8 protein-coding genes are annotated in these 13223 nt (G+C 43.5%); 2 read left to right on the top strand and 6 right to left on the bottom strand.

Translation table 11 applies throughout. The annotated features are described in order from the left end of the window. Positions 1 to 29: 29 nt before the first annotated feature. From O9323_RS18880 to O9323_RS18860, 5 genes are all read right to left on the bottom strand, one after another. The gene (locus O9323_RS18880; RefSeq protein WP_288125579.1) at positions 30 to 1271 is read right to left on the bottom strand and encodes a hypothetical protein; all 1242 of its coding nucleotides are present in this window, start codon (positions 1269 to 1271) and stop codon (positions 30 to 32) included. After that, positions 1268 to 3043 carry a tetratricopeptide repeat protein gene (locus O9323_RS18875; RefSeq protein ID WP_288125578.1) on the bottom strand — a complete coding sequence of 592 codons (1776 nt, stop codon included), beginning with the start codon at positions 3041 to 3043 and terminating at the stop codon, positions 1268 to 1270. The genes O9323_RS18880 and O9323_RS18875 overlap by 4 nt, the downstream gene beginning before the upstream one ends. Positions 3044 to 3586: 543 nt before the next feature. Then, positions 3587 to 5212, bottom strand: coding sequence for a chaperonin GroEL (gene groL, locus O9323_RS18870; RefSeq protein WP_002755764.1), 1626 nt, complete (start codon positions 5210 to 5212; stop codon positions 3587 to 3589). A gap of 46 nt (positions 5213 to 5258) precedes the next feature. Next, positions 5259 to 5570, bottom strand: coding sequence for a co-chaperone GroES (gene groES / locus O9323_RS18865; protein WP_072926587.1), 312 nt, complete (start codon positions 5568 to 5570; stop codon positions 5259 to 5261). 677 nt (positions 5571 to 6247) lie between these two features. Then, the gene (locus O9323_RS18860) at positions 6248 to 7516 is read right to left on the bottom strand and encodes a DNA methyltransferase (RefSeq protein WP_288125577.1); all 1269 of its coding nucleotides are present in this window, start codon (positions 7514 to 7516) and stop codon (positions 6248 to 6250) included. 182 nt (positions 7517 to 7698) lie between these two features. Between O9323_RS18860 and O9323_RS18855 the strand changes: the two genes are divergently transcribed. Next, positions 7699 to 8970 (top strand): dihydroorotase, encoded by a 1272-nt coding sequence (locus tag O9323_RS18855; RefSeq protein WP_024970768.1) that lies wholly within the window; start codon positions 7699 to 7701, stop codon positions 8968 to 8970. Positions 8971 to 9054: 84 nt separating this feature from the next. Continuing rightward, positions 9055 to 10221: a DNA-methyltransferase gene (locus O9323_RS18850; protein ID WP_288125576.1), complete on the top strand. Its 1167-nt coding sequence runs from the start codon at positions 9055 to 9057 to the stop codon at positions 10219 to 10221. A gap of 382 nt (positions 10222 to 10603) precedes the next feature. On the opposite strand, the gene O9323_RS18845 is transcribed toward O9323_RS18850, so the two are convergent. Continuing rightward, positions 10604 to 12775: an EF-hand domain-containing protein gene (locus O9323_RS18845; protein ID WP_002755774.1), complete on the bottom strand. Its 2172-nt coding sequence runs from the start codon at positions 12773 to 12775 to the stop codon at positions 10604 to 10606. Between the last annotated feature and the right edge of the window lie 448 nt (positions 12776 to 13223).

Below are 13223 nucleotides of genomic sequence, written 5' to 3'. Positions count from 1 at the left end.
ATTTTTGCCGGTGTATTTTCGTTTTCCCTTCAATCCGCCGGAGGGAGAAGGATCGGCTCGAAAACCGTCACATCCTCTTGATTTAACCTTTGAGCTAGATCAGCTTCTTCCAATCTTTCTAGAAAGGGCAAAATATCACTAAATGCCCGAAAACCTAAACTTTCAAGCTCATCGATGGTGATCGAATCGTCGGAGATATTACCTTTGCGTTGCAAAAGCAGACGAATTCTTTCCTCTTTGGCGTTTAAGGCCGCTTGTTGTCGGAAATCCTGTTCGGCTGCTTTTAATCCTTTTTCGAGAACTTCCATCGTGATCGTTTTAACCTGAAGATCGGCCGCAGTGGAGAGTACAATATTTCCCAAGCGGTTGAACAAACGGGGTCTGCCGAGAGAAACCTTGCAAAAACGTCTTGCCGCATCTGGTAAAAAGGGAAGTACACACCTGTCATCTTTCGGATCCGTACAATCGTTGTTAATTCTGGCACTTTTGAGATAGTTAATTAACATCTGGTATGTGGTATCGGCATCTAGTTCTTCTAGTGGCAAATGCAAGTCAAATAAACCGCGTTCACTGGTTAATAAATCTCCCGTCATCCCGATGGGGTGGGCCGTCAGCATAAACCAAGCCCGACCTTTTAACATTCCCTGCGCGTCGTGCATCATTTGCCGTACCACACTAGGATTTTGTTTATCTAGATCATCGATCGCGATCAGAATCCCCTGCGGATATATTTTTTGCGCCCGCTCTAACAATGTATCGAAGCTCACAGTCGGATATTGAAATTTCGTAATCGGTAAATCTTTCTCGGTAAGTTTACCCGTAAGGATTGCATTAGCCCCCACTTCCGCCCCGCGTTCTTTTAACACTTTGGCGGTGGGAATTCCCATCTGATGGAGTTGACGCTGCGCCCAATCGTCATTTGGCATCGCTCTAGCGGGGGCGATCAGTGCTGTAGTGGCGATATCTAAACCTGCGGGTAGAGATATATAGGTAGTCAACATTTGCGGACGATTGCGGCGCATAACCGACAATACTTCCAGTAAAAAAGCACTTTTGCCGATTCCTAAACGACCGGAAACCAGAATCCGACGACGCTCGCGACTTTGGAACAGATTAAACACCCGTCCCAATTCTTTTTGTCGCCCGGTAAAAACACGATCGAGGGTATCGCTGTTTAAATCGATCGGGCTTTCGGTAAAGGGGATTTCCTTCAGTCCTAACCGTTGGATATTGTCAAAGGATTGCTTAAAAAGATCATCGGCACTTGTCATATATATACCTCGCTGGTTTGTCGTTCGATCGCCCGTCGAGAAGCTTGATAAATAATGTCTATCTCCTCCACTTTATCGGGATCGGTCTGTGGTAGTTGTTGGTAGATTGCCTTCGCTCGATCGAGTTCCTTCATTCCTTTCTCTAGATGTCCTTGGGATACGAAAACATTCCCCAATCCGGTGCGACTTTTGGCGATTCCGGGTAAATCCTGTAAATATTCGTACCAACGCAGGGCATCGCGATAGTAGAGACGGGCTTTCTCTCGATCGGACAGAACTTCGTAGGCGCGGCCGGTGTGGTAGAGCGCGTTCGCATGGGCTAGGCGATCGTCACTGGTACTAAGTTGATTGACGCTATTTAACAACAGTTGTAACCCTTGCTGCCATTCGCCATCCCGCACCAGACGACTACCGAGAATGGTTTGGGTAGTGGGCAGCGCTTTCCAGATATCTTTTCGATCGTAATGTTCGGGACTAATCAGATCTAGGGCGGTTTTATAAGCTACTAAAGCCTGTCGGAGATCGTCGAAATTTTTGTCGCGATCGTACCTTTGAGAAAGAGCTATTCCTAATCGATACTGAGAGTCAATAAAATCTTGACAACCTGCGGGGGAGAATTCTAGAGCTTCTTGAAGTAGAGCGATCGCAGTATCGAGATCGCCGGGGTTATCCCGTTGCATCAAAGCTTCTGCCAAATCCCCTTGATTCCCCGCCCATGGCACGGGAAACGCGGCACGAGTAGAGATTTGAGCGGCTTGATTGTAGAGATCGATCGCCTGTTCTAAATTGTCCTTCCGCTCTCCTAAAACTCTCTCGCGATAGGCATTGGCCAAATTATGCTGACTCATCGCCCAATTTTCGGGGAAATTCTCGCGGGTATAGACTTCTAACGCTTGCCCGTACAGTTCGATCGCTTTCTCTAGATTTTCCGCCCGATCGCCCAGTATTCGATTACTGTAAGCGCTGGCAAGGTTATTGAGGGTTCCCGCCCAATCGACGGGGAAATTCTTGCGGGTTCTAACTTCTAAAGCTTGCTCGTACAGTTTGATCGCCCTTTCTAGATTTTCAGACCGATCGCCCAGTATTCGATCACTGTAGGCAAGGGCAAGGTTATTGAGGATTGTCGCCCAATCTTCGAGGAAATTCTCGCGGGTTCTAACTTCTAAAGTTTGCTCGTACAGTTCGATCGCTTTCTCTAGATTTTCCGCCCGATCGCCCCGAATTCGATTACTGTAAGCGATAGCGAGGTTATTGAGGGTTGCTGCCCAATTTTCAGGGAAATTCTCGCGGGTTCTAATTTCTAAAGCTTGCCCGTACAGTTCGATCGCTTTCTCTAGATTTTCCGCCCGATCGCCCCGAATTCGATTACTGTAAGCGAGGGCAAGGTTATTGAGGATTTGCGCCCAATTTTCGGGGGAATCCTTGCGGGTATAAATTTTTAGGCTGAGATTATGAGCGGTAATACTTAATTCTAAATTTGTTGCTCGATCGCCTAACGGAAACTTGTAAATGGTGACAGCAAAATTCTCGAAAAGGCTGGCTATTATTTCTCGCTCGTCTATTGATTTATCGGCGATTAAGCTTGTGAAGACTAAAGGTAAAGCGTCTAAAAGTAAATCATCTAATTTATTAATATTTGCTTTGAAAAATTGCTGTAGCTTCGTTTCATATTTGGGATTTTTTCGACAAAAATCCCCAAAAGCAAGGAGAAAATCCTTAAATTTTCTCGTGGGAGTTGGCGACTGACCGAATCCTTTCGCTTTTTTCGACATCGTGGTATAAGTTAAGTAGCTGGTTATAATTAAATTAAAAATGGATTTGGTTCTTCGTTACTTGGTATGGTTCGATATGGGGGCATAAATCGACTAAATCCTTATCTGGTAAAAGACTTAATTGATTAGTTCGCTCTAGATCGAAAATAATTGACAAAAATCGCTAAATGCCTTTCTATATAAGTGTTCCATCCCTTATAACCCCCGTCCATTGCATAACACAAACCGAAGAGCCATGGATTTTAGGTTCGATCCCCCCTGCCCCCCTTGATAAGGGGGGTGCCGATAGGCGGGGGGATCCCCCCTGCCCCCCTTGATAAGGGGGGTGTCTGACAACTTTTAACGCCTACCTACTTAACAATCCAGATTTGTTCCGCATGGCGGGCTGTAAATCGGGATACCCGATCGAGCTATCAATATTTTACCGCAAGGAAAAAGCACCGGGGATAAAATTGTACTTTCCCTAACCCGAAGTGATGTTTTTTCATCAAAAAAAACTCGATCGCAATTAAGCGATCGAGTCCAGAAAAAACAGACTAATTATTAATAGTCGAAGTCACCACCGCCAGCGGGAGGAGCGGATTTTTCTTTTTCCGGTTTATCCACAACAATACACTCGGTAGTTAAAACCATACCGGCGATAGAAGCGGCATTTTGTAGGGCAGAACGAGTCACTTTAGCGGGGTCAACGATACCCGCCTCAAACATATCGGAGAACTCACCGGTAGCGGCATTATAACCGACATTAAAGGGCTTCTCTTTCACCCGTTCGGCAATAACTGCACCGTTTTGGCCGGCATTTTCAGCGATCCGTTTTAAGGGGGCAGCAATGGCGCGGGAAACGATTAAAGCACCGGTTAATTCTTCATGCTGGAGGGTTTCTTTAGCCCAAGTTTCCAATTGGGGAGCCAAGTGAGCTAAAGTAGTACCACCCCCGGGGACGATACCTTCTTCTACGGCTGCTTTAGTGGCGTTAATTGCGTCTTCTAGGCGCAATTTGCGGTCTTTCATTTCCGTTTCCGTAGCGGCACCGACTTTAATCACTGCCACACCGCCGGCTAATTTAGCCAGACGTTCTTGCAGTTTTTCTTTATCGTAGGAAGAATCGGTTTCCTCGATTTGACGGCGAATTTGCTCACAACGGGTTTTCACTGCCACGTCGTTGCCTTCGGCGACGATGGTGGTGGTATCTTTGTTCATAGTGATACGACGGGCCGTACCTAAGCTGTCAATTTTGGTGGTTTCCAGTTTTAAACCCGCATCTTCGCTAATGACTTGACCACCGGTTAAGACGGCGATATCTTCTAACATCGCTTTTCTGCGATCGCCAAATCCAGGAGCTTTCACCGCAGTGACGTTAAGAACACCGCGCAGACGGTTAACCACTAGGGTTGCCAAAGCTTCTTTTTCGATGTCTTCGGCGATAATTACTAGGGGTTTACCTTGACGGGCCACTTGTTCGAGAATAGGAACCAAATCCTGTACTAAACCGATTTTTTTGTCGGTAATCAGAATAGCGGGATCCTCAAAAACGCATTCCATGCGCTCGGTGTCGGTGACAAAGTAGGGAGAGATATAACCTTTGTCAAAACGCATCCCTTCGGTGATTTCTAGTTCGGTGGTCATCGATTTCCCTTCTTCTAGGGAAATTACGCCTTCTTTGCCGACTTTATCCATGGCCGAGGCGATCATTTGACCGACTTCATCATCGTTACCGGCAGAGATAGCGCCCACTTGTGCGATCGCTTTGGAATCTTCTACGGGTTTCGCGTGTTTGGCGATTTGACTGACGAGGAAATCGGCAGCTTTATCGATCCCTTTTTTCAGAGAAATCGGGTTAGCACCGGCGGCGACGTTGCGTAAACCTTCTTTAACGATAGCGTGGGCGAGAACGGTGGCGGTAGTTGTACCATCCCCCGCTACATCGTTGGTTTTTGAGGCGGCTTGGCGAATTAAAGCCACACCGGTGTTCTCGATATGGTCTTCCAGTTCGATTTCTTTAGCGATGGTGATGCCATCATTGACGATTTGGGGTGCGCCAAATTTCTTTTCGAGGACGACGTTACGACCTTTGGGGCCAAGGGTGACAGCCACCGCTTCGGCCAGCAGATCCATGCCTTTTTCTAGGGCGCGACGAGCATCTTCGTTGTAGATAATAGATTTAGCCATAATGTATCGTTATTCGGGCAAAATAGGGGTTTTCAAGGGTAGATGATTAGGAAACGACGGCGAGAATGTCTTTTTCGGAGAGGAGAACGTATTCTTCGCCACCAAGTTTGATATCGGTTCCGGCATATTTGGAGTAGAGAACTTTGTCACCCACACCCACTTCTACAGGGGTACGGCTACCGTCATCGTTGCGTTTGCCAGTGCCGACGGTCACGACTTCCCCGATTTGGGGTTTTTCTTGCGCGGCGTCGGGAAGGAAAATACCACCGGCGGTTTTTTCTTCGCTGGGACTAACTTTGACGAAAACTCGATCGCCTAGGGGTTTAACAGTAGTTACGTTGATGCTGACTGCAGCCATGGAATATCCTCCGTTTGTCTTGTATTTGGGTAAGTGCTTTTTTCAGATTAGCACTCTTACCTTCCGAGTGCTAATTTACCGAAATAGAAGGCCCCCTGACAACTGCTCGATCGGTACGGGTTCCCGAACTATGGTGTTAAGCTAGGGTTTACGGCAAAAAGTTTGTTGGTGGGGTTAGGAGCCGGTCGTCGGGAGAATTAAGAATAAGCATTAATCGATTAAATGCTTCATTTAGGCATTTTATGCAGTTTTATGTCTATTTTTGTCATTTTTGAACTCTCAAGAATTAATTATGCAAGAACTCTATTATCAAAGCGCAAGTCCCTAAATGTTTACCCAAGCTGCAATCGCCGAACCTCAAGGGCGATCGCTATCTCAACGATCGAAGCCTGTTGTTTACATAAGTAGTCGTGCAAAATTAATTTCCTAGTCGAGACGGGAGACGGGATAAAGCTATTAGGGATCGGATTTGAGTTTTCAGTTCTCTGTTTGCTCACCACCACAGAAGTCTGACGGAGTAGTGGCTTAGATGTGTAATTAATTGTGCTTAGATACATAGTTTTTTACACATAATATAGGGGTTCTCGTACCTGTACGGCACACTTAAAGTTTTGCTGATTAAGCTTTTCAAGATCGAGAATGTACCTTTTGTGAATGGGAAACGCTATAAACTAGACCTACCTTTTCTCTAAGATTAGTAAATATTCGGATTTCATGCCATCAGGATTTTTATTCTTGCGAGATTTGAATAATTGTCTGGTTTTAATTCTATCCTCAAAGACGGTATTAAAAATAAAGCCATTTTCCTGAAAATATTCCCCTAATATTCGCCAAGTTTCTACTTCCACTCCATCCACTTTCGGATTACCCACAAAAATGCAAGCTTTCCCAGCTTGTTTTAATTTTCTGGTGGCATTTTCTAAAGCGTTGATGGTGTGACAAAAATAGGAATCGAGTATTTTATGTAAATTCTCTTTCTCTAAACTCGATCTCACTTGATTTAAGGTTTCGGTTTCGATTAATCTGGTAGCCTGTCGGTAGGGAATTTCTAGCTTAGAGATTTTTTGTACTTCTTTTTCTGTATATCCTAACCAATATAAATCTAGTTTTGCTGTTCTGATATATTCCTGTGCTTGCAGATAGGGGGGTGAACTAATTAAACAATCTAACTCTAGATTTTGCTCGATCTCAAAAGTGGCACTATCTACTCCTCCATAAAAAAGCACCTGATTATAATTATGCCAAGTTACGGTAATATATTGATTGACGCTGGTTAAAGTTTCCAAACTCATATCTTTAATTGTTCGTTTTAATTCCTCTTGCCAATCTCTTTGTAATAGTTCTTGTATATCTGATTTTTTGTATTTCGATTGAAATAATTTTGGTTTCGTGTGTTCTGCATAGGAAAACTGTTTACTAACTTTCACTAAAACCGCTTGAATGATCTGGGAATACAAATCAGGTTCTAGACTTTTTTGACCTGCCCAAAGTTTCTGTAAAACTACTAAAATATCCTCTGGATACCAATAGTTTAAATTTGACCACTGAGGGATAAATTTATCCTTGCTGGCAAAAACTTCTAAGATTTTTTTATCTAACTCTGAGTAACTCAATGGTTCTTGTTGTTCCGTGATCTTAATCGGGATAATATGGTTTAAAAGATAATTCAGGTCAGTTAAAACTGCATTTCTTTGACAAAGTTTAGCCTCTAAACCTACCGTACCTGAACCCGCAAAAGGATCGATAATCCAATCATCCTTTTTACTGTAATTATCAAGGCAAAATCTCACCACTTGGGGAATAAATTTGGCAGGATAATAATAGATGCTGTGGGTTAGATAACTGGTGCTGGTGATTTCTGGTACTAAATCTCGAAAAGAAACTAATCGCGGGGTTCCCCGATTAAATTCTTCTAAATTATTAAAATCGAAAAGTTCTAGCTGCATGATTCGGCTATCAATTCTGCCTAGGGTGGATCGGCCAATTAAAATAAAGATTAAAACCGTAGTTGATCAATATTCTAACTTATCGTCCCCCAACCTAACCGAGAACTCAGCTTTTTTACTTTTTACTTTTTACTTAACGTGATATACTGCCAAAGGAAAAAATGACGTTTTAATTAGTCTGCGTGAATAGCCAATCCTCGACAATTATAGAACAGGTTAGAGTCCTTGACCCCCTGACACAAACCGATCGCATTGCCGATGTCTGGATTGAGGAGGGGGTAATTAAAGCGATCGAATCCCAGCTTCCCCCAAGAGAAAATAGTAACTATATTTCTGGTCAAAACTGTATTTTTGCTCCCGGATTAGTCGATCTCTACAGTCATTCCGGGGAACCTGGCCACGAAGACCGAGAAACCCTCGCATCTTTGCTCAAAGCGGCCACGGCCGGAGGCTGCACCCGGGTGGCAATTCTCCCCAATACTCTCCCCCCTCTCGATCACCCCGCACTTATTAGCACATTACAGCAAAAAAGTCAAGGGTTTTTTGACTCAAAATCGACTCGTCTGCATTTTTGGGCAAGTCTCACCCTAGGAAGACAAGGGCAAAAAATGACCGAATTAGCCGATTTAATGCCTGTAGCGGTGGGTTTTACCGATAATCGCGGACTGGAAGATTTGGGACTGTTGCGGCACTTATTGGAATACCTAAAACCCTTCGGTCAAAATATCGCCCTTTCCCCCGTAAATCAGCAATTAAAGGGTAATGGAGTCATGCGCGAGGGAGAAACCTCGATTCGCTTCGGTTTACCCGGAGATCCTGCTATTTCTGAAACCACTGCTTTAGCCACAATTTTAGAAATCGTCGGCGAAATTAATACACCTGTTCACCTAATGCGAATTTCTACCCGTCGAGGAGTGGAATTAATTCGCGAGGCAAAAATGCGGGGATTGCCGATAACCGCTAGTGTGACGTGGTTGCATCTCCTCTTAAATACAGGATCGATCGCCAGCTATCATCCCAGTTTACACCTCGCTCCACCCTTGGGCAACGAAAGCGATCGCAAGGCGTTAATTGCGGCAATTAAGGAGGGAATTATCGATGCAATCGCGATCGATCATCGTCCCTATACCTACGAAGAAAAAACCGTCTCTTTTGCAGAAGCACCCCCCGGCGCGATCGGGTTAGAATTAGCTTTACCGCTACTCTGGGAAAAATTAGTAATAACCGGGCAATTATCAGCTTTACAATTATGGCAAGCGCTGAGTCTCAATCCCTGTCATTGTTTACAACAAAAACCAGCATCTCTTACCCCTGGCAATCCCGCGGAAGCAATTCTTTTTCATCCCCAAACAAGCTGGAAAGTAACGGCAAATAATCTTCAGTCCCTCAGTCATAATACTTTCTGGTTAAATCAAACCATTACGGGAAAAGTGTTAGAAATGTGGAATTTTTAAAGGGTGGCCAATTTCTATCTTGAGACTCTCCTAGTTTTTTGGATAATGATCAGCTAGAATTCTAGAGAGAACTAGAGTAATGTCATGGAAAAAGAACTGGTATCGGAAAAGCGCGGTTATCTGCTTCGCACGGTGGCAGAAGCTAAAGAAATTGTCCTTAATTGGTTGCGAGAAATAAATTTAGTTAATGTGATTAAATTAGGTTTACCAGAAGTGGATGACAGATATCATATTTGGCGAGTTCCTTTATGTAATGAACAGAAAAAAACCCTTGGGGAAGTGGTGATCGATGCCTACACCACCGAAATTTTAGCCGATAGGACAACCCGGACTGAAATTATTATCGCTCGTCTGTTAAAACAGGATGAATCTAAATTAGAAAACCGCAAGAAACCCAAAAAAGAATATAAGCTTTCCTCTCTGAGAAATACCATCGGATTTGGTGATTGTGGCGAACTTTTGGAGGAAATGCCCGCAGAAAGTGTTGATTTAATCTTTACCTCACCACCCTATTTTAATGCTCGTCCGGAATATTCGGAATTTGAAGAATACGAAAGCTATCTATTGAAGCTGCGACAGGTGATCAGAAAATGTCATCGAGTTTTGAGTGAAGGACGTTTTTTTGTCATTAATATTTCTCCCGTGCTGTTGCGTCGTGCTTCGCGTAATCAAGCTTCTAAACGTATTGCTGTCCCCTTTGATTTGCATCGAATTTTTATTGAAGAAGGTTACGATTTTATTGATGATATTATTTGGCTAAAACCAGAGGGAGCAGGGTGGGCAACTGGTAGAGGGCGCAGATTTGCAGCTGATCGCAATCCTCTCCAATACAAAACCGTGCCAGTGACTGAATACGTTTTAGTCTATCGTAAACACACGGATTTACTCATCGATTGGCATATTCGCAATCATCCCGATCAAGAAGTAGTAAAAGCCTCAAAAATTGCCGATGGTTATGAACGCACTAATGTCTGGAAAATTAACCCAGTCACCAACTCAAAACATCCTGCCGCTTTTCCTGTAGAATTGGCAGAAAAAGTGATTACCTATTACTCTTTTAAAGGTGATGTGGTTTTAGATCCTTTTGCTGGTTCAGGAACCGTGGGACTAGCGGCCGCTTCTTTAGATAGACGTTTTGTTTTATTCGAGAGTAATTTTAATTATATTGAACTGATAAGAAAGCTAATTACTGAAGGCAATCAGACTGATTTAGATTCAATTATTTGGCTTAATTGTCCGCTAGAAAACTAACAATAAGCAAGGTAAACACCATGACAGATGGGAAAAGTCACGCTTATTTTACGGATCTCTTGGATTTGGTGGGTAAAATGTATTTTAAGATACATTCCTCCTAGAGAGGCTCTTCTCGACTTTGTGTGATAATTTTTGCTTATGGAATCGTGAAATGTTGACGGAGAAAGACTTTTACGACTATTTTGCCGAAGAAACTATCAGTATAGGCTTCGTTTCCACACAGAAACCGGAAGAGCCCTAGAGAGGGGGTGGAAGGAACCACAGAGACACAGAGGACACAAAGATCGATCGCTTCTATGCTAAGTTAAGCTGATCACACAGAACCTAGAAGAGTCCTAATGTCTTGGAATTCATGACCGACGCAATAGTTGAAGACAGTTTATTTGTGGAATTGGTGCAGTAGATCGCGAAATTCCTGAAAACTAATCTGATTATCGCCACCAGTATCGGCCTGCTGTAACATAGCTTCGATTTCCTTGTCTGTCACCCCTAGTTCGATCGCCTGAAGACAAGCTTTTAACTCCTCAAGGCTAATTTGTCCAGAGCTATCACTATCGAATAGCTGGAATCTTTCCAATAAAATTCTTTCCTGTTGATCACGATCGCTGTCACTACTAAAAGATAGACGATCGAAAACCTGAAAAGCGCGGGCGATATTTTGCCATAATTGATCGGCCGGAGGACGATGGAGAATCGTTTCCTCCTCCTGACCAGTAACTCTGTACTGGCGACGCAAAGACTCGACAGTTTCCTTTCCTGCGACTGGCAATTCCGTCAATAAATGCTCGATCACTTCCCTAGAACTCTTACCGGTTAACACTTCCAGCAATTCCGAACCCACCTGGCGATCGGGGTCTTTTTTCCATGTCACCAACAAACTTTCTAACAAAGCATCGCGATAACTCTGCAAACGTAACCAATCCTCGCGACTATACTGCTTTTCTGGATCGAGAAGTTCGGCCGATTCCACACCCAACTCTGTTAAAATCGCCTGATGTTCTGCCTCAGTAATCGTCAACTCTAAGCGCATTTGTTGCAGGATTTCGAGGCTGTGGCCGAAGTCACTATATCCCTCCTCCAAAGCCTCTTTTAACACGGCTTTATAGGCTTTTAAACACTTCTGGTGCGTGAAATCCGGCAGTATCTTGGCCAACACATACACCTCATCTGCGTCCAAAGTTTCCAGCGATCGCCGATCGAGATATTTAGCCGTATCGAGATTCAGTTTACGCAACTGTTTACGCAATTTTCCTGCGAGTCCTTCCCGTTGGTAACGACTCGGATCCCTTATCCAAGTGCGATATAACCATAAACTACTCAAAACAGCCGCTAAAATACTAGCGAAATAATGCCAAAATTTTGGCAAAAGATTAATAAAAGGACGACCACCGAAAATAAAGAAGAAATTGAAAATCAGAAAAGTTCCGAAAGTAAAGACTCGATGACGGATAATTTCGGTCGGTAAGGGCGACTTTTTACGGATTCTATAGACTTTATAGGCATTTTCAACTTTTTTACCGAGAAAATAACCCAAAAAAGTGCAGATTGCCAAAGTTAAGGGAACAGCTACCAGCTTCGGAATCGGAATCTGATTACCCGCAAGATAAAAACCCGGTTTAAAGAGGGATTCTAGCTGATTTTCGTCGTGCGCCCAAGCTCCAGAGAAATAATAGTCCCAATTGCCAGCATAGAGATAATAATAGATAAAATAGCCAAAAACTAAGCCAAAATAACCGTAATAAAGCCATTGGCGATCGCTGTTATTAATCCCATCCCAATAGGATCTTTCCGCATCGATATCGATACAGGGACTTTGACAGGCAACACAGGCACTTTGTTCGCTACCATCTTCTCGGACAATACGACACATAGATTGAGTAATCCCACTGCGACTGTCTTCGTGAGCGGTACTATTCAGCAAACCCCTCGGTTCACCATAAATCCTTTCAACTGGACTCATGGGACAGAAATAGTTACACCAAGATTTGCCCCCATACCAGTAACCCACAAAGATCGCCGCTAGAATAGTAAAGATTAAAAAGCTACCCAAGACTAAGCGATCGGAATTATAAAAAAGAATCCGTCCGCATAAACCCAAAAATAACAGACTTAATTGTAGATAGAGATAATTCCGAGCTAACCAAGAGTTTTTCGGCACTTTATAGATTTCAGAGCGGACTTTTCCCGATTTATCGGTCTGTTTTTTCTGACGCTGTTTACCCAAAGCACGCGGTATTTGAGAAAGAAAGGATAAAGGACAGATACGCCGCCAGAGTTCGTGACCGAATACTAATAAGATAAAAACACCACTAGGAACCACTATTCCCCAAAAAATCGGCGCACCTAACTGATAGGAGGATTGGGGTAGGCAAACCCCCTGGACTTTAATGCACAGATCGGGATCCACTCTCAGGGGACTAGAAAGATTGTTAGGATCGGTTAATTTTGCCGAAATCGGGTCAAAAAATAGAGAAAATATCAGAATTAACCAAGCGATGGTCAGAACCCATCGCAAATAGTGCATCGAGCGTTCGGGAATTTGTGCAAACATATATATACATCTGAGTCAAGTCGTTTTGCTAAATTAATATCCAAGTTTCCAATCGATCATTCGGGAATTTGTGCAAAAATAAATCCACATTCCGCACCCTAAGTGTGACAACGTCTTAAAAGAGGAAGGAGCGTGAGTCAAAATACTTATCTAGAGGAGTGAGTTGGCGGCAAGCTGCCGCCAACTCAGCCAAAAATTTCAGGCTCTTCTAGGTTCTGTGTGATCAGTTTAACTTACATAGGATCTATCAATCTTTGTGTCCTTTGTGGTTCCTTCCACAATTCCTATTTCATCGATAATTCCGGCTACTATACTTTGCACGGCTGCAACTTGCATTTTTTACTCAAGGACAATAGTATAGTTTAAGAGTCATAATTAGAAGCAAAGCACTCATTAAAAACATGATTAACCTAGAATTCACGGAAGAAGAAAAGAACTCACTGTATTA

Source organism: Microcystis sp. LE19-131.1A, assembly GCF_027532015.1.
Taxonomy (GTDB): Bacteria; Cyanobacteriota; Cyanobacteriia; order Cyanobacteriales; family Microcystaceae; genus Microcystis; species Microcystis ichthyoblabe_A.
This window is presented reverse-complemented; position numbering and strand designations above follow the sequence as displayed.